Here is a 21,088-nt window from a genome sequence, read left to right on the forward strand (position 1 = left end):
CCCGTCGGCCCGTTTCCAGAGGTCATCCATGCATATCCACATCCTCGGCATCTGCGGCACCTTCATGGGTTCGCTGGCGGTGCTGGCCAAGGAGCTGGGCCATCGCGTCACCGGCTCCGATGCGAACGTCTACCCCCCCATGAGTACCCAGCTGGAGGCCCAGGGCATCGAGCTGATGCAGGGCTATGACCCGGCTCACCTGGAGCCGGCGCCGGACTTGGTGGTGATCGGCAACGCGCTGTCCCGCGGTAACCCGGCGGTGGAGCACGTGCTGAACAAGGGGCTGCCCTACGTTTCCGGCCCGCAATGGCTGGCGGACCATGTGCTGCAGGGGCGTTGGGTGATGGCGGTGGCCGGCACTCACGGCAAGACCACCACCACCAGCATGCTGGCCTGGGTGCTGGAGCACGCGGGCATGAGCCCGGGCTTCCTCATCGGCGGGGTGCCGCAGAACTTCGGCGTCTCCGCGCGCCTGGGCGGCACGCCGTTCTTCGTGGTGGAGGCGGATGAGTACGACAGCGCCTTCTTCGACAAGCGCTCGAAGTTCGTCCACTACCGCCCGCGCACCGCGATCCTCAACAACCTCGAGTTCGACCATGCGGACATCTTCCCGGACCTGGCGGCCATCGAGCGGCAGTTCCATCACCTGGTGCGGACCATCCCCGGAGAGGGGCTGATCATCCATCCCACTGCCGAAAGCGCCCTGGTGCGGGTGCTGGGCATGGGCTGCTGGACCCCGGTGCAGACCACCGGCGAGGGCGGCCAGTGGCAGGCGCGCCTGCTCAGCGAGGACGGCTCGCGCTTCGAGGTGCTGTTCGAGGGGCAGGTCGCTGGCACGGTGGACTGGAGCCTCACCGGCCAGCACAACGTGGCCAACGCCCTGGCGACCCTGGCTGCGGCCCGCCATGTGGGCGTGGTGCCGGAGCTGGGCGTGGCGGCGCTGTTGGCCTTCCAGAGCGTCAAGCGACGCATGGAGAAGGTAGCCGAGGTCAGGGGCGTGACCGTCTACGACGACTTCGCCCACCACCCCACCGCCATTGCCACCACCCTGGACGGCCTGCGCAAGCGCGTGGGCAATGCGCCGGTGATCGCGGTGATCGAGCCGCGCTCCAACTCCATGAAGCTGGGCGCCCACCGCGACGGGCTGCCCGAGTCGGTGAAGCTGGCCGACCAGGTGTTCTGGTACGCGCCGCCGAACCTCGGCTGGGACCTCGCCGCCACGGTGGCCGGCTCCAGCGTGCCGACCCGGGTGTGCGATTCGCTGGAGGCCATCATCGAGGGCGTGAAGGCACTCGCGGTGCCGGGCACCCAGGTGGTGATCATGAGCAACGGTGGCTTCGGCGGCCTGCATGGCAAGCTGGCCCAGGCGCTGGAGGGCTGAGATGAGCGGCCCTGAACGCGTCACCCTGGCGATGACCGGCGCCTCCGGAGCCCAGTACGGCCTGCGCCTGCTGGACTGCCTGGTGCGGGAGGATCGCGAGGTGCACTTCCTCATCTCCAAGGCCGCGCAGCTGGTGATGGCGACGGAAACCGACGTCACCCTGCCGGCCAAGCCCCAGGCGATGCAGGCGTTCCTCAACGAGTACACCGGCGCCACGCCGGGGCAGATCCGTGTGTACGGCAAGGAGGACTGGATGGCCCCGGTGGCCTCCGGTTCCGGCGCACCGGCGGCGATGGTGGTGGTGCCCTGTTCTACCGGCACCCTCTCGGCCATCGCCACCGGGGCCTGCAACAACCTGGTCGAGCGGGCGGCCGATGTGGCCCTGAAGGAGCGCCGCCAGCTGATCCTGGTCCCCCGCGAGGCGCCGTACTCCAGCATCCACCTGGAGAACATGCTCAAGCTGTCCAACCTCGGCGCGGTGATCCTGCCGGCGTCGCCGGGCTTCTACCACCAGCCGCAGACCCTCGATGACCTGGTGGACTTCGTGGTCGCGCGCATCCTCAACCTGCTGGACATCCCCCAGGACATGCTGCCGCGCTGGGGCGAGCACCATCGGGTGAGCGATGAATAAAGGCGCACTCGCGCTGTTGCTGGCGTTGGCCCTGCCGGGCTGCGCCAGCGTCACCACCCTCAACGCCGCCAAGCCCGGTGCGCCGATCATCTACTCCGGCACTCGGCTCGATTGGTACGCCCTCCATGACGGTTGTTGCCCCATCGACCGTTTCGGCACCGAACCTCCGGCCTACCCGGCCGTCGATCTGCCCGCCAGCGTGTTGCTGGACACCCTGCTGCTGCCGCTTTCCGTGGCGGCGGAGCTGGGGATAGGGCTGGGGATTCGCGGCGGCAACTGATTGGGCGGGGGCGTGCTCCCGGGCTGAAGCCCGGGTTACGTCGCTGTCTGGCGCGAGCGTGAGCCGAGGCTCAGGCCAGGTCCTGGCACACGTCCACCCATTGGGCGGCGACAAGGTCGGCCAGGCGTTCGGGGGTGATGCGAACGGCGCTGTGGATGGCGCCGGCGGCGGGGACGACTTCTTCGAAGGCTTGCAGCGAGCGGTCGCAGTAGACCGGCAGCGGGGTGCCCAGGCCGAAGGGGCAGACGCCGCCCACCGGGTGGCTGGTGAGGGCCTCCACAGTTTCGGCGTCGAGCATCCGCGCCTTGGCGCCAAAGGTTTCCTTGAACTTGCGATTGTCGATGCGGGCATCGCCACGGGCCACCACCAGCACGGCATCCTCGCCGACGCGGAACGCCAGGGTCTTGGCGATGCGACCGGGCTCGACGCCGTGGGCCTCGGCGGCCAGGGCGACGGTGGCGGTGCTGGTTTCGAGTTCGATGATGGCGATGTCCGGTGCCTTGCTGGCGAAGAAGGCGCGCACGGATTCCAGGCTCATGGGATCGGTCCTTGGTCGTAGGTCAGCACGCCAGGTTGCGGACGTCGGGCAGGCTGTCGTCGAGCCCGTAGCGACCCTTGGCGTCGCGGGTCACCCGGCCGATGGCGACGGCCGGGTCGTGGGTGAAGACCAGGCGGCCATTGCGGGCCAGCAGGTCGGCCAGCAGGGCTTCCTTCTCTTCGATCAGGCCCTCGGGGAAGCGGTCGTAGCCCATGGTGATGGGCAGGTGGACCCAGGGGGCGCCGGGGATCAGGTCGCCGCTGAACACCACCGGGCCGTCAGGCATCTGCACTTCCGGCAGGAGCTGGCCGGGGGTGTGGCCATCGCTCCAGTGGAAGCGCCAGTCGGCGCCGAGGGTGGCGCTCTGTTCGCCATCTTCCAGCAGCTCCAGCCGCTCGCTGGCCTGCAGCAGCTCCAGCAGTTCGGGAATGTAGGAGGCGCGGTCGCGGGCGTGGGGCGTGCAGGCGCGCTGCCACTGGCGGCGGCCGGTGATGAAGCGGGCATTGGGGAACAGCAGGCGCAGCGGCTGGCCGTCTTCCCAGGGGGCGAGCAGGCCGCCGGCGTGGTCGAAGTGCAGGTGGGTGAGCAGCACCACGTCGATGTCGGCATGGCCGAGGCCCACGGCCGCCAGGCTGTCGAGCAGCACGTGGTGGCTCTCCTGCACGCCGTAGCGCTGCTTCAGGTCCGGGGAGAAGAAGGCGCCGATGCCGGTTTCCACCAGCACGTTGCGTTCGCCTTCACGCACCAGCAGGGCGCGGCAACCGAGGTCGATGCGGTTGAGGGCGTCCGGGGCCATCCAGCGTTCCCAGAGGGCGCGCGGGGCGTTGCCGAACATGGCGCCGCCGTCGAGTTTCTGGCTGTTGCCGGTGAGGGTGGTGAGGGTGCGCATGTCGGTCCCTGTCTGCGGGCGGAGCGGGCAAGGCTAACCCGAATGCCGGGGCGCCGGTCAATCCGCCCAGCCGCTGTAGACGAAGGTCATGGGGCGCGGGCCGGGCAGGTAGCGGGTGTTCAGCTCGCCGATGCGAAAGCCGCCGGCCTCGATCAGGCGGGGGATGTCGCGGTCCAGGTGGCAGCCCCCGGCCAGCGGTTTCCACAGCGGCGTGAGGCGTTGCTGCCAGCGCACCACGCCGGGGTCCGGGGCCAGGCCGTGCTCGGCGAAATGCAGGCGGCCGCCGGGCTTGAGCACGCGGCGCATTTCCCGCAGGGCGGCGACGGCGTCCGGGATGGTGCAGAGGGTGAAGGTGCAGACGATGCTGTCGAAGCGGCCGTCATCGGCGCGGATCTCGCCCAGCTCCAGGGCGATGGTTTCCACCGGGATGGCGATGGCGGCAGCGCGCTGCCGGGCCAGGGCCTGCATCTGCGCGGCGGGGTCGACGCCGGTCACCCGGCTGACCCGCTGCGGGTCGTAGAAGGCGAGGTTGAGGCCGGTGCCGATGCCGATCTCCAGCACCTCGCTCTCGGCGTTGGGCACCACCTGGGAGCGGGTCTTCATGACGTGGCCCATGCCGCAGGCGTAGTCGATCAGGCGCGGGAGGATGTGGCGGTCGTAGAACTGCATGGGCGTTCCCTTCCTGGGGCTGCGGAGCTGTTCACCCTACAGGCGCGGTCGGCTGGGTGTCGCGGGCGTTCCGGCCAAGGCCTGGGGCGCTTCAGCGGCCCAGGCGGCGCAGTTCGTCCGATTCCACCACGCGGGTGCCTTCGCCGGTCTCCAGGGCCAGGCGCCAGAGCGCGCGGGCCAGGGTGCAGGCTTCGATGCCCCGGTACTTGCCGGGGATCAGGCGCATCAGCGGGGCGGCGAGGCGTTCGCCGAGGCGGAATTCCTGGCGCGGGCCGAGCAGCAGGGAGGGGCGGGCAAGGGTGAGTTGCGGCCAGCCCTGGTCGCGCAGGGCGTCTTCCATCTCGCCCTTGACGCGGTTGTAGAAGACCGAGGAGCCGCGGTCCGCGCCGAGGGCGCTGATGACCAGGTAGTGCCGTGCACCCAGCTCCCGGGCGCGGCGGCCGACGGCCACCACCAGGTCGAGGTCGATGGCGCGGAAGGCCTCCTGGGAGCCGGCCTGGCGGATGGTGCTGCCCAGGCAGCAGAAGGCAGTGTCGACGGGGCCGCCGAGCTGGGGCAGCAGGTCGGCCAGCTCGCCCACCGGGTTTTCCAGGCGTGGGTGGGCGGCGAGCGGGCGGCGCGAGGGGGCGAGCACGCGTTCGACGGTGCGCTCGTTGAGCAGGCGATCGAGCAGGTGCTCGCCGGTGAGGCCGGTGGCGCCGGCGAGCAGGATGTGCTGGGGCGTCAGGTGCATGGTGGCTGTCTCTCCGCTGACACAGGTACAGCTTAGTGGCTGGCTGGGGTTTTGGCCCCGTCCGCCGGCTTGTCGGCCAGTGCCTGCAGGGCCTGGTTGGCGCGCAGGCGCTTCCAGTGGGCGAGCACGGCCTTGGGGGCCCAGATCTGCGGTTCGGAGGGTTCGAAGTCGTCCTCCTTCTCCCATTTGGCGACTTCCTCGCGGGCGAGCTTGAAGGCGCGCTCGAGGTCGTCGGTCTGGTTCAGAGCGTCGGCCAGCAGGGCGCGGCCGAAGTAGGTGAAGTCGTTGTCGTCGGAGCAGCCAAAGGACACGCGATCGGCACGGGCGGCGGTCATCACCAGGGTCTTGTCGTCCTTCAGGGCGGGGATGAAGCCGCCGGAATAGCAGGCGGAGATCACCAGCACCTTGTGACGGTCACGCAGCGGGGCGAGGAGGGTGGCCAGGTCGGCGGCGGCAAGGTCGGAGAGTTGCAGGCCGGGTTGCTCCAGGGCGAGCTGGTGGTCGGCGGAGCCGTGGCTGGTGAGGTAGATGAACACCAGGTCTTCCGGGCCGGTGCGCTTGGCCAGGGCCTCGACGGCGCGGGCGAGGCTCTCGCGGGTGGCCAGGGGACGGTCGGCCATGTGATCGCGGTGGTTCACCAGGGTGATGTGGCCACGGGCGGCGAAGCGGTCGCTCATCAGCTTGGCGGCGTAGTCGGCTTCCCGCAGGAACACGCTCTGGCGGCCATCGCCGCCCAGGCTCAGGCTGTACAGCTCGGGGGCCGGGGTGGACGGTGGGACGGCGGCGAGGGCTTCGTCCAGCAGGTGCCCCTGTTGCAGCAGGCCGACCTCCAGTGGGTCGGGCAGTGCCTGGCCAGCGGCATCCCGCACGCGGCGGCCGTTGCGCCAGGTGCCGCGCTCCTGTTCGCCACTGGCCAGGGTGAGGGTGCCGTCGCCGGCGTAGCGGCCGTTGGCGAAACCGCCGACGTAGTGGCTGCCGTCGGCCAGGCGCAGGTCGCCCTGGCCGTGGTAGCGCCAGGTGCGGAAGGCGCCCTGGTAGTGCTCGCCGTCTGCCCCCTTGTATTCGCCCTTGCCGGTCAGTGCGCCGTTGCGGAACTCGCCGCTCCACACCGCGCCTTCGGCGTTCTGGTAGCGGCCCTTGCCGTTGAAGCGGTTGCTGGCGAAGCCGCCGCTGTAGCGGTCGCCGTCGCTGCCCTGGTAGTCGCCTTCACCGTTCAGCTGGCCCTGCTTGAAGGTGCCGCTGAAGCGGTTGCCTTCGCTGTCGGTGAGCACGCCGGGGCCGTCGGGCTGGCCGTTGCGGAAACGGCCCTGGTGCTCGCTGCCGTCGGGCATGCGCAGGGTGCCGAGGCCGTGGTACTGGTCGTTGCGGAAGCCGCCCTGGTAGACCATCTCGCCCCTTGCGAGGCGGCCTTCGCCGTCGAAGCGGTTGCCCTTGAAGCTGCCTTCGTAGACGGTGCCGTCGCGGTAGGTCATGCGGCCCTTGCCGTCGAACAGGCCGTCGCGGAACTCGCCTTCGTACTCCACGCCTTCCGGGCCGTGCCAGCGACCCTGGCCATTGGCCTGGCCGTCCTTGAAGCGGCCTTCGAACCAGGTGCCGTTGGTGTAGTCGAGGCGGCCGGGGCCTTGCAGCAGGCCATCGACCACCTCGCCCCGGTAGCGGGCGCCATCGGGCAGTCGGGCGTCGGGCGGGGTGATGGGCTCGCCTTCGCCGCAGGCGGCGAGCAACACGGCAAGGCTGAGGGGAAGAAGGGCTTTCATCGGCAGTCCCTGGCTGAATGGCTGCCCTAGTGTGGCGTAAAAAAGCCCGCGTGAGCGGGCTTTTGTAGCGGACGTGCGAGACCGATCAGGTCCACTGGGTGATCTTGTTGCCCTGTTTGTCGGTGAAGGCGCCGACGATGATCATGATGAAGTCGATCAGGGTCCAGATGCCCAGGCCGCCGAGGGTGACGATCTGCAGGATGGCGGTGCCGATCTTGCCGACGTAGAAGCGGTGGGCGCCGAAGGTGCCGAGGAAGAAGCAGAGCAGGAAGGCGGGCAGGATGCGCTTTTCGGTCATGGAACTGTCCTTGTTGACGAGTCGGTTGGGAGTCCCCAGGGCGGGGCGGGCGGCATTCTAGCGAGACGAGACGCTCGGGGCGAGAGGCGCCGGCTGCTTTCGCAGCGGCGCCGGGGGCGTCAGACGAAGCAGAGGCTGAGGGACTCGGCGACGTAGGCCGGCTTGGCCTGGCCTTCGATCTCGAGGGTGGCGCGGGCCTTGATCAGCCACTGGCCGGGGTTCTTCTCGGTGACGTCGAGCACGGTGAGGGCCAGGCGTACCCGCGAGTTCACCGGCACCGGCTGGATGAAGCGGACGCTGTCCAGGCCGTAGTTGATGCCCATCTTCAGGCCTTCGGGCAGCACCAGCAGTTTTTCCGACAGCACCGGGATCAGCGACAGGCTGAGGAAACCGTGGGCGATGGTGGTGCCGAAGGGGGTGCGCTTGGCCTTTTCCGGGTCGACATGGATGAACTGGTGGTCGCCGGTGCATTCGGCGAACTGGTTGATGCGTTCCTGATCGATGGTCAGCCACTCGGAGTGACCCAGGTCCTTGCCAATGTAGCTTTTCAGTTCTGCAACAGGTACGAACGGCATGCTTCATCCTCCGTGGACGGTTTTTTCTTCTTCTTGTGGCGGGCTGGCTCGCCCGGCGCGTTGGCGTAGATCAGCACGGGCCCGGGGCCCGGTCAAGCCGGCATGGCCCCTGCGAATGGCGGGTTATAGCGGGCGGGGCAGGCGTGCCTATAATGGCCCACCCTGGCTCCGGCCCGTCTGCGACGGGCCTGTGGAGACGGAGCGGGGACGGAAGACTGTCTGGAGACCCCTCATGCTGCTGCGTGGCTTGACCTGGCTGGTGCTGTTCCAGTTGCTCGGCACCGGGCTGAACGCCCTGTTCCTGCACATGTTGCCCGGGCCCATCATCGGGCTGGTGCTGCTGTTCGTGTTCCTCGTCGTCCGGGGCGAGGTCGGGGAGCCGCTGACGGTGGCGTCCGGCGCCCTGCTGCGCTACCTGCCGCTGCTGCTGGTGCCGCCGGCGGTGGGGGTGATGGTCTACGCGCGGGCGATCTGGGAAGACGCCTGGGCGGTGGTCGGCGCGCTGGGGCTGTCGGTGTTCTTCTCGTTGCTGTTCGTGGGCTGGCTGATGCAGCGGCTGATCGACCGCCGCGGCGAGGAGGGCAAGGCATGAGCCTGGCATGGCAAGCGGCCTGGCAGGCCGTGGCGCACCACCCGCTGTTCGGCGTGGGCCTGACCCTCGCCGCCTACCAGTTGGCCAGCTCGCTGTACGAGCGCTCCCGGCTGATGTTCCTGCAGCCGGTGCTGGTGTCGATGGCGCTGGTGATCGCGGTGCTGGTGCCGCTGGGCATCGGCTATGACGAGTACCGCCAGAGCACCACACCGCTCAACCTGCTGCTGGGCCCCGCCACGGTGGCGCTGGCGGTGCCGCTGTTCCTCAACCTCAAGCGCATTCGGCAGCTGTTCTGGCCGACGTTGCTGACCCTGGCCCTCGGCGGGCTGGTGGCCACCGCGATGGGCGTCGGCCTGGCCTGGGCGTTCGGTGCCGAGCACATGGTGCTGATGACCATGGCGCCCAAGTCGGTCACCTCGCCCATCGCCATGCTGGTGGCCGAGCAGATCGGCGGCGTGGCGGCGCTGGCGGCGGTGTTCGTGCTCATCACCGGGGTGATCGGGGCCATGCTCGGTCCGGAGATGCTGCGCCGCATCGGCGTTCACCACCCGGCTGCGCAAGGCATGGCGCTGGGCATCACCGCCCATGCGGTGGGTACGGCCCGCGCGCTGCAGGAGGGCGAGGAGTGCGGCGCCTTCGCGGCGCTGGCGATGAGCCTGATGGGGGTGGCGACGGCGGTGCTGCTGCCGTTGGCCGTGGCGATGATCGTGTGAGGGACGAGGGATGGAACTGCCGCTGTTTCCGCTGAATACCGTGCTGTTTCCCGGCTGCATGCTCGACCTGCAGCTGTTCGAGGCGCGCTACCTGGACATGATCGGGCGCTGCATGAAGCAGGGCACCGGCTTTGGCGTGGTGGGCATCCTCGAAGGCGAGGAGGTCGGCAGCGCCGCCCAGCGCATTGCGCCCCTGGGGTGCGAGGCGCTGATCCGTGACTGGCAGCAGCTGCCCAACGGGCTGCTGGGCATCCGGGTCGAGGGCGGTCGGCGCTTCACGGTCGAAGGCACGCGTGTGCAGGCCGACCAGCTCACCCTGGGGAATATCGCCTGGCTGGACGACGACGATGCGGACCGGCCGCTGCTGCCGGAGCACGCCGACCTGGCCGCGCTGCTCAATGCCCTGGCCGAGCACCCGCTGGTGAAGGGACTGGGCATGGGCGGCCTGGCCCACGGCCAGCAGGAGCTGGCCAACCAGTTGGCCTACCTGTTGCCCTTCTCCCTCGACGAGAAGCTGGAGCTGCTGGCCCTGGGTAGCCCGGATGCGCGGCTCGATCACCTGCAGACGCTGCTGAACCGCCTGCAGGGCGACGTCATCGCCTGATCACGCCGGGCGTGGCCCTTCCGCCACGCCCAGGCGCCTTCCTATTTGTAGCGATACAGGCTGAAGGCCTCCGGCAGCGCCCAGGTGGCGAAGCCGCCGAGCAGGGCCAGTGCGGCCGGCAGCAACAGCCACCAGACCCGTGGGCTCATCGCCGGCAGCGAGGCCTGGCGCTGGATCAGTGCCAGCCAGCCGGCACACACGCAACTGGCCAGCAGGGCGCCAGCGATGATGTCGGTCGGCCAGTGCACCCCGAGGTAAACCCGCGACAGCGCGATGCTGGCAGCTGGCAGGCAGGCCAGCGCCATCCAGGTCAGGCGCAGGCGCGGCGGCTGGCCACGACCGGCCAGCACCCCCAGCACCAGGAAGAAGGCGAAGGCGGCGGAGCTGTGGCCGCTGGGGAAGCTGAAGCTGCTCAGCGGTTCGGCCAGTACGTCCGGTCGGGCGCGGGCGAACAGGTGCTTGAGGGCGCCGTTGGCCAGGGCGGTGGTGATCAGCGTGCCGCCGGCGAACAGCGCGTGGCGCCATTGCCGGGCCAGGAGCAGCAGGCCGGTGATCAGCGCGCCGGCGAAGAACTGGGTGCGGAAATCGCCCAGGCGCGTCACCAGCACCGCCAGGCTGTCGAGGGTGGCCTGGCGCTGTTCCTGCACCAGTGCCATCAGACCCTGGTCGAAGTCATGCAGCGACGACCAGCCGAAGAACAGCGCCACCAGCAGCACCAGGCTCAGGCCGGCGGCGAGCGAGGTGGCCCAGCGCTTGTGCCGCAGGCTGCCCTGGACGATCAGGCCGATCATCACCAGCACCGCGACCACCACCACGGCGGCCTCGCTCCAGAACCCCTCCGGCAACGGCAGGCGGAAGGCCGCCCCGGTGGCCCAGCCGGGCAGCAGGTAGGCCACGGACCAGCCGGCCGCCGCCACCAGGCTGACGGCGACGAAGCGCGGCAGCGGCATGTCCAGCATGCCGGCCACCATGGGCAGCATGGGCCGCAGCGGGCCGATGAAGCGCCCCACCAGCAGGCTGGCCACGCCGTAGCGCTGGAAATAGGTCTCGGCCCCGGCCAGCCACTCCGGGTGGTGGCGCAACCCGGGTAGCCGGCGGATGTTCTGGTGGAAGCGCCGCCCCAGCCCATAAGAGATCGCGTCCCCCAGCAGGCCGCCGAGGTAGCCCAGCAGCAGGGTCTCGCCCAGGCCCAGGGCGCCGCTGCCGGCCAGGGCCGCCACGGCGAACAGCAGCACGGTGCCGGGCACGATGATGCCGGCGATGGCCAGGCATTCGACGCAGGCGATGGTGAAGATGGCCAGGCCCAACCATTGCGGGTTGGCGCTGAGCCAGTCGGTGATGGCGTGCAGCCATTCGGTCATGCGGGCGTTCCTTCGATCAGGTGGTAGTGCTCGCCTTCGACCTGCCCCCGGCGCAACGGGTTGCGCGTGCAGTGGCGGGCGTAGTCGGCGTCGACGAAGCGGTAGGGCAGGTGCTCGTCGCGGCCGCTGGGGATGCCGAGGCGGGTGGTCTGGATGATGGCGGAGGGGCGTGCGCCGGTGTCGTCGACGAACAGCCGGGTGGGGTCGAAGCGTTGCGCGTCCCAGTCCGGCACCTTCAGCCCCAGCGCCTTGCACAGCAGCGTCTGGCCGTTGCAGAGGCGCTCGGGCGGGCGCGGGCGACCCTGGGCATCGGGGTTGTTGGCCTGCATCACGGCCAGGGCCTCGGGGCCGGACATGGCATCCACCCAGGGGTAGGCGGATTTGATCAGCACCGCGTTGCCGGGCCCCTGGGCGCTGAAGTTCAGCGAGTCGCCACCCCGGGCGTAATACATGTAGATGTGGCCGCCATCGAGGAACAGCGCCCGGCGCTTCTCGGTGTAGCCGAGGGAGGCGTGGCTGCCTTTCTCGGCCAGGTAATAGGCTTCGGTCTCGATGATGCGGGCCGACAGCCAGCGCCCGTTGACGCGGTGGCGGATGACCTTGCCCAGCAGCTCACGGGCCAGCAGTTGGGCGTCGCGGTCGAAGAACCCGTCCGCCAGGGGGCGGGCGCCGGGCCAGGGCAAACTTAGGGTGGGATCGTCGGGCATGGGCTGTTGGTGGGCTATGGCTCGGAATAGGCTGGCGATTATACGGAAGCCCCGCTTGACCGAAGCTGAACGGCGGGGCGGGAACACACCCAGAAAAACAATAAGAGCCCGCCATGCCCCGAGCCGTTCGCGCCGACAGCGCCCACATCACCCCCAGTGCCCACTACACCGGCTACGTCTGGTACCGCCATCGCCTGGCCGAGGCGCCCTTCGCCACGGCGTTCGGGCGCTGGGTCCACGGCGCGCTCAGCCCCATCGCCTGGGGCGCGCGAGCGCTGTTCGGGCTGGACATCGAGCAGTTCCTGCTGCAGCGCCACCTGCTGATCGACGCCCGCCTGGAGCGGGCGATCCGCGACGAGGGTGTGGTGCAGGTGGTGGAGATCGCCTGCGGGCTGTCGCCCCGGGGGCGGCGCTTCTGCCTGCGCCATCCGCAGTTGCGCTACCTGGAGGCGGACCTGCCGCCGATGGCCGCGCGCAAGCGCCTGCTGCTGCATGCCGAAGGCTGGCTGAACAGCCGTCACCAGGTGCGTGCGGTGGACATCCTTGCCGGGGAGGGCGCCCAGGGGCTGGAGGCGCTGTTCTCCGGGCTGGATACGGGGCTGCCGGTGGTGGTGATCACCGAGGGGCTGGTGAACTACTTCCAGTTGCCGGTGATCGAGGGTTTCTGGCAGCGCCTGGCCGAGCAGATGCGCCGCTTCCCCCGCGCCACCTACCTCACCGACCTCTACCCGGACCTGCGCGAGCACCCGCGCTACCGCCAGGTGCGCTGGGGCGTCGGGCTGGTGGGGCGGCTCACGCGTGGGCACTACCCGCTGCACTACCGCAGTGCCGAGGCCATCGTCGAGGGCTTTTCCGCCTGCGGTTTCGACCGGGTCTCGGTACTGGACCCGGCTGAACAGGGGGCCGGGCTTGGTTTGCCACCCGGGCGCTGGCCCGCCCTGGTACGGGTGGTGGAGGCCCGCACCGGGGCCTGAGCCCCGGTGGCCTGCCCGTCAGGCGGCGGCCGCCAGTTGCGCCGGGCGAACGTGCTCGGCTAGGGCGGTGCTGGCGGCGGCGTCCATGTGGGGGAACACCAGGGACAGTGCGTCCCCGGCCTGGCGCAGGGGCAGCAGGTCCAGCATTGGCAGGCCCTCCATCGCCAGTTGCCAGCCCCGTACCGGCAACCCCGTCGGGAACGCGGCCTGCAGGCGGGCACCGAAGAAGCCCAGCTCCTGAATCTCCACTGCGAGGCTGCCCAACTCGGCGTGGTGCAGCCGCCCGGCACGCTGGGCCGGCGCGAGCCGGGGCTCCTGGCGGCGCTCCACCTCATTGAGGCGGCTGCGGGCCAGACGGGTCGCGCCGATGAGCGCGGCTGGCAACGCCTGGTCGAGGAAGAAGGGGCGGTACAGCTGGGCGCAGGCGTCGCGTCGCTCGAACTGGGCAAGGTGGTCGCCGTCGTGGATCAGCGCGCAGTCGGCTTGGGTGCAGGCGGCGGCGAAGGCGGCGTGCTCCCAGGGCTGGGTGAAGTGGTCGAACTCGCCGGCCAGCACCAGGGTCGGGCAACTGGGGTAGTGCGTGAACCCGGCGAAATCCAGTAGGCGGCGGCTGTTCTGTCGGTAGCGCTCGCGCTCGGCGCCGGTCAGGCGTTGCAGCTGGCGCAGCATGGCCTTGCGAAAGCCGGGGCTGATGCCGGTGCGCTCCAGCCGCAGCGGGTTGATCAGGCCGGTCAGCGAACCCTGGGCGAACTCCGCCAGGCGCTCTTCTTCCAGCAGGCGCAGGCTCTCCTCCAGCAGGGCGCGGGCGCCGGGGCGGCCGAAGGTGGTCACGCCCGCCAGCAGCAGGCGCGCACAGCGCTGGGGATGGCGGCTGGCGAACAGCGCTGCCAGGGCCGAGCCGTAGGACAGGCCGATGGGCATCAGCGGCGGCAGCGCGAGGGCCTCGGCGAAGTCGGCGATCAGGTCGGCCAGTGCCTCCAGCCCCAGTTCCGGGGCCAGTTGCAGGTTGCCGCCCTGGCCGGGCAGGTCGAGGAGGATCACGGGGTGGTGCTCCAGCAGTTCCTCCACCTCGGCGGCGAAGGAGCGGAAGCTCTGGAACGCGCCACCCAGCATCAGGACGGGGGGACGGGTGTCGTGGGCGTTGCGGGACCAGGCCTGGTAATGCAGGCGCCAGGGCCCTGTTTCGAGGACGGACGGGGGCGTGCCGAGCTGGTCGGCGTGGTAACCGGTGCGGTAATGCATGGCGATTCTCCGGCGCTCGGGCGCCTTGTTGTTGTTCTCGCCGCGGTTCGGGGCGCGGTGGCACGCTTTGAAGGTAAACACCGGTGACGATTTTGTTTACCCATCCTTCGGGCGGGTTCGGTGGGGTGCGGTGTGGCCGGGTGTCACCGTCTCGCCCCGGCCTGCGTGGCCTGGGCGTTCGGGTGGGGTTCGCCGGGGCGCTGGAACGGGCTGTCTACCATCCGCCCGGCGCCGCTGGGCGGCGGGGGGCGCGCGGGCTATAATCGCCCACTTTTCCCAACCGCCAGACGCCGAGACCATGACCGAGTCCGTTCTCGATTACATGACCCGCCTGGGCCGCGCCGCGCGCGCCGCCTCGCGCGTGGCCGCACGTGCCAGCACCGCGCAGAAGAACCGCGCCCTGCTGGCCGCCGCCGATGCCCTGGACGCCGCCCGTGCGGAGCTGTCCGCTGCCAACGAGCTGGACCTGGCCAATGGCCGGGCCAACGGCCTGGAGCCAGCCATGCTGGACCGCCTGGCGCTCACCCCGGCACGCATCGACGACATGATCGAGGGCCTGCGCCAGGTGGCCGGGCTGCCGGACCCGATCGGCGAGATCCGCGACATGCGCTACCTGCCCTCCGGCATCCAGGTGGGCAAGATGCGCGTGCCGCTGGGTGTGATCGGCATCATCTACGAGTCGCGCCCGAACGTGACCATCGACGCGGCCAGCCTGTGCCTGAAGTCGGGCAACGCCACCATCCTGCGCGGCGGTTCCGAGGCCATCCATTCCAACCAGGCCATCGCCCGCTGCATCCAGCAGGGCCTGGCGGACGCCGGCCTGCCCGCCGAGCTGGTGCAGGTGGTGGAAACCACCGACCGCGCCGCCGTGGGTGCGCTGATCAGCATGCCGGAGTACGTGGACGTGATCGTCCCCCGTGGCGGCAAGGGTCTGATCGAGCGCATCAGCCGTGACGCCAAGGTGCCGGTGATCAAGCACCTGGACGGCATCTGCCACGTCTACATCGACGTCGCCGCCGACATCGACAAGGCCATCCGCGTGGCGGACAACGCCAAGACCCAGCGCTACGCGCCCTGCAACACCATGGAGACCCTGCTGGTGCACCGCAGCATCGCCGAGCGCGTGCTGCCGCCGCTGGCCGCCATATACCGCGACAAGGGCGTCGAGCTGCGTGGCGACGCGGCCACCCGCGCGCTGCTGGGCAGCGACGTGCTGGAGGCGACCGAGGACGACTGGCGTACCGAGTACAACGCGCCGATCCTGTCCATCCGCATCGTCGATGGGCTGGAGCAGGCCATCGAGCACATCAACACCTACGGCTCGCAACACACCGACGCGATCATCACCGAGAACTTCAGTGATGCGCGGCGCTTCATCACCGAGGTGGATTCCGCCTCGGTGATGGTGAATGCCTCCACCCGCTTCGCCGACGGCTTCGAGTACGGCCTGGGCGCGGAGATCGGCATCTCCACCGACAAGCTGCACGCACGCGGCCCGGTCGGCCTGGAAGGGCTGACCAGCGAGAAGTACGTGGTCTTCGGCGACGGGCATATCCGCACCTGATGAGCCAGCGTATCGGCCTCTTCGGCGGCACCTTCGACCCGGTCCACATCGGCCATCTGCGGGGCGCCCTCGAGGTGGCCGAGCTGATGGCGTTCGACCAGCTGCGCCTGATCCCCAGCGCTCGCCCGCCGCACCGCGAGGCACCGCAGGTGTCGGCGGCCGACCGGCTGGCGATGGTGGAGCTGGCGGTGGCCGACCTGCCGCCGCTGCGGGTGGACGACCGCGAACTGCGCCGCGAGCGGCCGTCCTGGACCATCGACACCCTGGAGTCGCTGCGCGCCGAAGTGGGCGAGTCCGACCAGCTGTTCCTGATGCTCGGCTGGGACGCCTTCTGCGGCCTGCCGGGCTGGCACCGCTGGGAAGAGTTGCTGAACCACTGCCACATCCTGGTGCTGCAGCGGCCGGATGCGGACGCCGAGCCGCCCGAGGAGCTGCGCGACCTGCTGGCGGCGCGCAGCGTGGCCGATCCCCTGGGCCTGAGCGGGCCTGGCGGGCAGATTTCATTCGTCTGGCAGTCCCCGCTGGCGGTTTCCGCCACGCAGGTCCGCCAGTTGCTGGCCGCAGGGCGCTCGGTGCGCTTCCTTGTGCCCGACGCGGTGCTGGCCTATATCCACGCGCACGGCCTGTACCGTGCGGCGAACTGATTCATCCGAGGTAATTGAACCGATGCAAAACGAAGAACTGGTCAAGATCGCCCTCGCGGCGCTTGAAGACATGAAGGCCCAGGACATCACCACCATCGATGTACGCGGCAAGACCAGCGTCACCGACTTCATGGTGATCGCCAGCGGCTCCTCCAGCCGCCACGTCAAGTCCCTGGCGGAGAACGTGCTGGAGAAGGTCAAGGAAAACGGCGTGCGCGCCCTGGGCAGCGAAGGTCTGGACGGCGGCGAGTGGGCCCTGCTGGACCTGGGGGATGTGGTCGTGCACGTGATGCAGGTCGCCACCCGCCAGTTCTACGACCTGGAGCGCCTGTGGCAGGGCGCCGAGCAGAGCCGCGCCCAGCATCCCCAGGAATAACGGAGCACCGCCTTGCGTCTGCGTCTGATCGCCGTCGGCTCACGCATGCCCCGCTGGGTGGAGGAGGGCTGGAACGAGTACGCCAAGCGCCTGCCGTCCGAGCTGTCCCTCGACCTGGTGGAGATCCCCCTGACCACGCGCGGCAAGAACGCTGACGTGGCGCGGATGATCCGCCAGGAAGGCGAGGCGATGCTGGCCAAGGTCCAGCCTGGGGAACGCATCGTCACCCTGGAAGTCGAAGGGCGCGCCTGGAGCACTGAGCAACTGGCTGCCGAGCTCGACCGCTGGCGCCTCGATGCGCGCACCGTGAACCTCATGGTGGGCGGCCCCGAGGGGCTGGCGCCGGAGGTTTGCGCGCGCAGCGAGCAACGCTGGTCGCTGTCGCCGCTGACCCTGCCGCACCCGCTGGTGCGGATCCTGGTGGGCGAGCAGATCTACCGCGCCTGGACCGTGCTCTCCGGGCACCCCTACCACAAGTAAGCCGTACCGATGCCGCAACCGATCCGCCTGAAGGACCACGAGAAGGATGCCCGCCTGGTGCGTCGGCGCGTCGTGGTGGGCGCCGTTGCGGTGCTGCTGCTGACCTGCACGCTGATCGCCCGCCTGTACTACCTGCAGGTGATCCAGTACGAGTACCACTCCACGCTGTCGGAAAATAACCGGGTGCACGTGCAGCCGATCCCGCCGACACGGGGGCTGATCTTCGACCGCAACGGCCTGATCATCGCCGACAACCGCCCCAGCTTCAGCCTGACCGTGACCCGCGAGCGCGCCGGCGACTGGAAGAGCGTGCTGGACGTGATCGTCGAGGTGCTGGAGCTGACGCCGGACGACCGGGCGCTGTTCGAGAAGCGCATGAAACAGGGCCGGCGCCCCTTCGAACCGGTGCCGGTGCTGTTCGAACTGACCGAAGAGCAGATCGCCCGAATCGCGGTGAACCAGTTCCGACTGCCCGGCGTGGAGGTGGCGGCCCAGCTGGTGCGCCACTACCCGCAGGGCGCGCACTTCGCCCACTCGGTGGGCTACGTCGGACGGATCAACGAGAAGGAGCTCAAGGAGCTCGACCCGATCAACTACAGCGGCACCCACCACATCGGCAAGACCGGCATCGAGCGCTTCTACGAAGACACGCTGCACGGCGAGGTGGGTTACGAGGAAGTCGAGACCAACGCCCGTGGCCGTGTGCTGCGGGTGCTCAAGCGCACCGATCCGAAGCCCGGCAAGGACCTGGTGCTGACCCTCGACGCACACCTGCAGGAAGCGGCGGAGAACGCCCTGGGGGGGCGCCGTGGCGCCATCGTGGCCATCGAGCCGTCCAGCGGCGACGTGCTGGCCATGGTCAGCCAGCCGAGCTTCGACCCGAACCCCTTCGTCACCGGCATCAGCTTCAAGCAGTACGCCGAGCTGCGCGACTCCATCGACCGGCCGCTGTACAACCGCGTGCTGCGCGGGCTCTACCCGCCGGGTTCGACGGTCAAGCCGATGGTGGCGGTGTCCGGCCTCGAAGCCGGGGTGGTGACGCCGGATTCGCGGGTGTTCGACCCGGGCTATTACCAACTGCCCAACTACGACCACAAGTACCGCAACTGGAACCGCTCCGGTGACGGCTGGGTGAACCTGGAGACCGCGATCATGCGGTCCAACGACACCTACTTCTACGACCTTGCCCACAAGATGGGCATCGATCGCCTGCACAAGTCCATGAGCCGCTTCGGCTTCGGCCAGAAGGTGGCGCTGGACATGTTCGAGGAAACGCCGGGCCTGATGCCTTCCCGCGACTGGAAGCGTGCGCGCTATCGCCAGGCCTGGTTCCCGGGAGAGACGCTGATCCTCGGCATCGGCCAGGGCTACATGCAGGCCACGCCGTTGCAGCTGGCCCAGGCCACCGCGCTGATGGCCAGCCGTGGCAAGTGGATCCGCCCGCACCTGGCCAAGAGCATCGGCGGCGAGCTGCCGGTGGACGAGAACCCGATGCCCGACATCACCCTGCGCGATCCGAAGTACTGGGACTACGCACGTTCCGGCATGGAGCAGGTGGTGCACGGCGCGCGAGGCACCGCCCGCAAGGTGGGCGACACCTCCGTCTACCGCATCGCCGGCAAGTCCGGGACCGCGCAGGTGGTGGCCATCAAGCAGGGCGAGAAGTACGACCGCTCGAAGGTCCAGGAGCGCCACCGCGACCACGCGCTGTTCATCGGCTTCGCCCCCGCTGACGACCCCAGGATCGCCGTGGCGGTGATGGTGGAGAACGGCGAGTCCGGTTCCGGGGTGGCGGCGCCGGTGGTCAAGCAGGTGATGGACGCCTGGCTGCTCGGCCCGGATGGCCAGCTCAAGCCTGAATTCCGTCCCGCAGGCGCGCCTGCGACCGCTGATGCGAGTGTTCGCCGATGAACAGCAACTTCGACCGCACCCTGTCCAACGAAGACGTGATGCGCCGCCGGGCCAGCCTGCTGCAGCGCCTGCACATCGACGGCCAGTTGCTGCTGCTGTTGCTGCTGCTGGCAGTGGGCAGCCTGTTCGTCCTCTATTCCGCCAGCGGCAAGCACTGGGACCTGCTGATGAAGCAGGCCTCGTCCTTCGGCATCGGGCTGGCGGCGATGTGCGCCATCGCCCAGTTCGAGCCACGCTTCCTCGCCCGCTGGGTGCCCCTGGGCTATGCCGGCGGCGTGCTGTTGCTGGTGGCGGTGGACGTGATGGGCCACAACGCGATGGGCGCGACCCGCTGGATCAACATCCCCGGGGTGATCCGCTTCCAGCCGGCGGAGTTCATGAAGATCCTGATGCCGGCGATGATCGCCTGGTACCTGTCCAAGCGGACCTTGCCGCCCAAGCTCAAGCACATCGTGGTCAGCCTGGCGCTGATCGCCGTGCCCTTCGTGCTGGTGGTGCGCCAGCCGGACCTGGGCACGGCGCTGCTGATCCTGGCCTCGGGGGCTTTCGTGCTGTTCATGGCCGGCCTGCAGTGGCGCTGGATCCTCGGCGCGGTGGCGGCGGTGGTCCCGGTGGCGGTGGGCATGTGGTACTTCGTCATGCACGACTACCAGAAGCAGCGCGTGCTGACCTTCCTCGACCCCGAGAGCGACCCCCTGGGCACGGGCTGGAACATCATCCAGTCCAAGGCGGCCATCGGGTCCGGCGGGGTGTTCGGCAAGGGTTGGCTGCTGGGCACCCAGTCGCACCTGGATTTTTTGCCCGAAAGCCACACGGACTTTATCATTGCCGTCCTCGGCGAAGAGTTCGGGCTCGTGGGCATCTGCATCCTGTTGCTGGTCTACCTGCTGCTGATCGGGCGCGGGCTGGTCATCACCGCCCAGGCCCAGACGCTGTTCGGCAAGCTGCTGGCGGGCAGCCTGACCATGACCTTCTTCGTCTACGTATTCGTCAACATCGGCATGGTCAGCGGTCTGCTGCCGGTCGTGGGGGTACCCCTTCCCTTCATCAGCTACGGTGGCACCCACCTGGTGACGCTGCTGTCGGGCTTCGGGATTTTGATGGCGGTCCATACCCATCGCAAATGGATCGCCCAGGTTTGAAACGAGTGGAAGCATTGAACGTACTGCGTAGCTGGATGGTGCAAGGCGCCGCCGGAATCGGCCTGGCAGGCCTGCTGGGCCTCGCCGGCCCGGCATCGGCAGGGGATTACGACGGCAGCCCGCAGGTCGCCGAGTTCGTCTCGGAGATGACCCGCGACTACGGCTTCGCCGGGGAGCAACTGGTCGCCCTGTTCCGCGAGGTGCAGCGCAAGCAGGCCATCCTCGATGCGATCTCGCGCCCGGCCGAGCGGGTCAAGCCGTGGAAGGAATACCGGCCGATCTTCATCACCGATGCCCGCATCCAGAAGGGCGTGGCGTTCTGGAACCAGCACGCCGAGGCCCTGGCCCGTGCGGAGCAGGAGTACGGCGTGCCGGCCCAGGTGATCGTCGCCATCATCGGCGTCGAGACTTTCTATGGCGGCAACACCGGCAGCTACCGGGTGATGGATGCACTGTCCACCCTGGGCTTCGACTACCCGCCCCGTGCGGACTTCTTCCGCAAGCAGCTCAAGGAGTTCCTGCTGCTGGCCCGTGAAGAGCAGATCGATCCGCTCAGCGTGAAAGGCTCCTACGCCGGCGCCATGGGCCTGCCGCAGTTCATGCCGAGCAGCTTCCGTGCCTATGCCGTGGATTTCGACGGCGACGGCCACATCGACATTTGGGGCAACCCGGTGGACGCCATTGGTAGCGTCGCCAGCTACTTCAAGCGCCATGGCTGGGTCGCCGGTGCACAGGTGGTCAGCCGCGCCCAGGTGCGTGGCGAGCAGGCCGAACAGGGCCTGAGCGAAGGCCTGGAACCGACGAAAAGCGTGGGTGAACTGCGTGCCCTGGGCTGGGCAAGCGGCGATGCCTTGCGCGATGATCTCGCGGTCACTGCGTTCAAGCTCGACGGCGCCGATGGCCTGGAGTACTGGATGGGGCTTCCCAACTTCTACGTGATCACCCGCTACAATCGCAGCGCGATGTATGCCATGGCGGTGCATCAGCTTTCCGAATCCCTGGTCAAAGCGCGGGGCGGGCGTTAATC

General features: G+C 69.2%; 24 protein-coding genes. 14 read left to right on the plus strand and 10 right to left on the minus strand.

Features of this window, described 5'->3' with window-relative positions; all coding sequences use genetic code 11:
• The first annotated feature begins 28 nt into the window (after positions 1–28).
• From mpl to PotMrB4_RS04580, 3 genes are read left to right on the plus strand one after another with little or no spacing between them, the layout of a single operon-like run.
• Entirely contained in the window at positions 29–1,381 is a 1,353-nt protein-coding gene (mpl, locus tag PotMrB4_RS04570; RefSeq protein ID WP_172432641.1) for a UDP-N-acetylmuramate:L-alanyl-gamma-D-glutamyl-meso-diaminopimelate ligase, read from the plus strand.
• A gap of 1 nt (position 1,382) precedes the next feature.
• Positions 1,383–2,012, plus strand: a complete 630-nt coding sequence (gene ubiX / locus PotMrB4_RS04575) for a flavin prenyltransferase UbiX (protein ID WP_172432642.1) — start codon at positions 1,383–1,385, stop codon at positions 2,010–2,012.
• The gene (locus PotMrB4_RS04580) at positions 2,005–2,292 is read left to right on the plus strand and encodes a YceK/YidQ family lipoprotein (protein ID WP_172432643.1); all 288 of its coding nucleotides are present in this window, start codon (positions 2,005–2,007) and stop codon (positions 2,290–2,292) included. Before ubiX ends, PotMrB4_RS04580 begins: the two co-directional genes overlap by 8 nt.
• A gap of 70 nt (positions 2,293–2,362) precedes the next feature.
• Here PotMrB4_RS04580 and PotMrB4_RS04585 read toward each other — a convergent pair whose 3' ends face one another.
• The 7 genes from PotMrB4_RS04585 to PotMrB4_RS04615 form a co-directional block, all read right to left on the minus strand.
• Positions 2,363–2,830 carry a YbaK/EbsC family protein gene (locus PotMrB4_RS04585; protein ID WP_172432644.1) on the minus strand — a complete coding sequence of 156 codons (468 nt, stop codon included), beginning with the start codon at positions 2,828–2,830 and terminating at the stop codon, positions 2,363–2,365.
• A 22-nt stretch (positions 2,831–2,852) separates the two neighbouring features.
• Entirely contained in the window at positions 2,853–3,719 is an 867-nt protein-coding gene (locus PotMrB4_RS04590; protein WP_172432645.1) for an MBL fold metallo-hydrolase, read from the minus strand.
• 57 nt (positions 3,720–3,776) lie between these two features.
• Positions 3,777–4,388 (minus strand): class I SAM-dependent methyltransferase, encoded by a 612-nt coding sequence (locus PotMrB4_RS04595; RefSeq protein ID WP_172432646.1) that lies wholly within the window; start codon positions 4,386–4,388, stop codon positions 3,777–3,779.
• A 91-nt stretch (positions 4,389–4,479) separates the two neighbouring features.
• A complete protein-coding gene (locus tag PotMrB4_RS04600; RefSeq protein WP_044410799.1) occupies positions 4,480–5,121 on the minus strand; it encodes an oxidoreductase in 642 nt (213 codons plus the stop codon).
• 32 nt (positions 5,122–5,153) lie between these two features.
• Positions 5,154–6,878 carry a C13 family peptidase gene (locus PotMrB4_RS04605; protein WP_172432647.1) on the minus strand — a complete coding sequence of 575 codons (1,725 nt, stop codon included), beginning with the start codon at positions 6,876–6,878 and terminating at the stop codon, positions 5,154–5,156.
• An 85-nt stretch (positions 6,879–6,963) separates the two neighbouring features.
• Positions 6,964–7,176 (minus strand): TM2 domain-containing protein, encoded by a 213-nt coding sequence (locus tag PotMrB4_RS04610; RefSeq protein ID WP_074973197.1) that lies wholly within the window; start codon positions 7,174–7,176, stop codon positions 6,964–6,966.
• Between the two features lie 119 nt (positions 7,177–7,295).
• Positions 7,296–7,751: a MaoC family dehydratase gene (locus tag PotMrB4_RS04615; protein WP_044410793.1), complete on the minus strand. Its 456-nt coding sequence runs from the start codon at positions 7,749–7,751 to the stop codon at positions 7,296–7,298.
• 232 nt (positions 7,752–7,983) lie between these two features.
• Here PotMrB4_RS04615 and PotMrB4_RS04620 point away from each other — a divergent pair, with 232 nt between their 5' ends.
• Genes PotMrB4_RS04620 through PotMrB4_RS04630 form a run of 3 tightly spaced genes read left to right on the plus strand, consistent with a single transcriptional unit; the run spans position 7,984 to position 9,660 of the window.
• Positions 7,984–8,343, plus strand: a complete 360-nt coding sequence (locus PotMrB4_RS04620; protein ID WP_172432648.1) for a CidA/LrgA family protein — start codon at positions 7,984–7,986, stop codon at positions 8,341–8,343.
• Positions 8,344–8,345: 2 nt separating this feature from the next.
• Positions 8,346–9,056 (plus strand): LrgB family protein, encoded by a 711-nt coding sequence (locus tag PotMrB4_RS04625; protein ID WP_172435038.1) that lies wholly within the window; start codon positions 8,346–8,348, stop codon positions 9,054–9,056.
• Positions 9,057–9,066: 10 nt separating this feature from the next.
• Positions 9,067–9,660, plus strand: coding sequence for an LON peptidase substrate-binding domain-containing protein (locus tag PotMrB4_RS04630; RefSeq protein WP_172432649.1), 594 nt, complete (start codon positions 9,067–9,069; stop codon positions 9,658–9,660).
• A gap of 41 nt (positions 9,661–9,701) precedes the next feature.
• Here PotMrB4_RS04630 and PotMrB4_RS04635 read toward each other — a convergent pair whose 3' ends face one another.
• Both PotMrB4_RS04635 and PotMrB4_RS04640 read right to left on the minus strand, forming a co-directional pair.
• Entirely contained in the window at positions 9,702–11,021 is a 1,320-nt protein-coding gene (locus tag PotMrB4_RS04635; protein WP_172432650.1) for a bifunctional DedA family/phosphatase PAP2 family protein, read from the minus strand.
• Positions 11,018–11,728: a DNA-3-methyladenine glycosylase gene (locus PotMrB4_RS04640; RefSeq protein WP_172432651.1), complete on the minus strand. Its 711-nt coding sequence runs from the start codon at positions 11,726–11,728 to the stop codon at positions 11,018–11,020. Before PotMrB4_RS04640 ends, PotMrB4_RS04635 begins: the two co-directional genes overlap by 4 nt.
• A 113-nt stretch (positions 11,729–11,841) precedes the next feature.
• Between PotMrB4_RS04640 and PotMrB4_RS04645 the strand changes: the two genes are divergently transcribed.
• Positions 11,842–12,702, plus strand: coding sequence for a class I SAM-dependent methyltransferase (locus PotMrB4_RS04645; RefSeq protein ID WP_074973187.1), 861 nt, complete (start codon positions 11,842–11,844; stop codon positions 12,700–12,702).
• An 18-nt stretch (positions 12,703–12,720) separates the two neighbouring features.
• On the opposite strand, the gene PotMrB4_RS04650 is transcribed toward PotMrB4_RS04645, so the two are convergent.
• Entirely contained in the window at positions 12,721–13,944 is a 1,224-nt protein-coding gene (locus PotMrB4_RS04650; RefSeq protein ID WP_172432652.1) for an alpha/beta fold hydrolase, read from the minus strand.
• Positions 13,945–14,242: 298 nt separating this feature from the next.
• On the opposite strand from PotMrB4_RS04650, the gene PotMrB4_RS04655 reads away from it, so the two are divergent.
• Genes PotMrB4_RS04655 through mltB form a run of 7 tightly spaced genes read left to right on the plus strand, consistent with a single transcriptional unit; the run spans position 14,243 to position 21,086 of the window.
• Positions 14,243–15,508 (plus strand): glutamate-5-semialdehyde dehydrogenase, encoded by a 1,266-nt coding sequence (locus tag PotMrB4_RS04655; protein ID WP_172432653.1) that lies wholly within the window; start codon positions 14,243–14,245, stop codon positions 15,506–15,508.
• Positions 15,508–16,152: a nicotinate-nucleotide adenylyltransferase gene (gene nadD / locus PotMrB4_RS04660; protein WP_142012221.1), complete on the plus strand. Its 645-nt coding sequence runs from the start codon at positions 15,508–15,510 to the stop codon at positions 16,150–16,152. The genes PotMrB4_RS04655 and nadD overlap by 1 nt, the downstream gene beginning before the upstream one ends.
• A 22-nt stretch (positions 16,153–16,174) precedes the next feature.
• Positions 16,175–16,528 carry a ribosome silencing factor gene (rsfS, locus tag PotMrB4_RS04665; RefSeq protein ID WP_044410769.1) on the plus strand — a complete coding sequence of 118 codons (354 nt, stop codon included), beginning with the start codon at positions 16,175–16,177 and terminating at the stop codon, positions 16,526–16,528.
• Between the two features lie 12 nt (positions 16,529–16,540).
• Positions 16,541–17,008: a 23S rRNA (pseudouridine(1915)-N(3))-methyltransferase RlmH gene (gene rlmH / locus PotMrB4_RS04670; RefSeq protein WP_044410767.1), complete on the plus strand. Its 468-nt coding sequence runs from the start codon at positions 16,541–16,543 to the stop codon at positions 17,006–17,008.
• A gap of 9 nt (positions 17,009–17,017) precedes the next feature.
• Positions 17,018–18,919 (plus strand): penicillin-binding protein 2, encoded by a 1,902-nt coding sequence (gene mrdA / locus PotMrB4_RS04675; protein ID WP_044410764.1) that lies wholly within the window; start codon positions 17,018–17,020, stop codon positions 18,917–18,919.
• Positions 18,916–20,061, plus strand: a complete 1,146-nt coding sequence (gene rodA / locus PotMrB4_RS04680; RefSeq protein ID WP_044410762.1) for a rod shape-determining protein RodA — start codon at positions 18,916–18,918, stop codon at positions 20,059–20,061. Before mrdA ends, rodA begins: the two co-directional genes overlap by 4 nt.
• A gap of 14 nt (positions 20,062–20,075) precedes the next feature.
• On the plus strand, positions 20,076–21,086 hold the full coding sequence (gene mltB / locus PotMrB4_RS04685; RefSeq protein ID WP_044410758.1) for a lytic murein transglycosylase B: 1,011 nt from the start codon (positions 20,076–20,078) through the stop codon (positions 21,084–21,086).
• Positions 21,087–21,088: the final 2 nt, after the last annotated feature.

The sequence above is a fragment of the Metapseudomonas otitidis genome, assembly GCF_011397855.1.
Lineage (GTDB): Bacteria > Pseudomonadota > Gammaproteobacteria > Pseudomonadales > Pseudomonadaceae > Metapseudomonas > Metapseudomonas otitidis.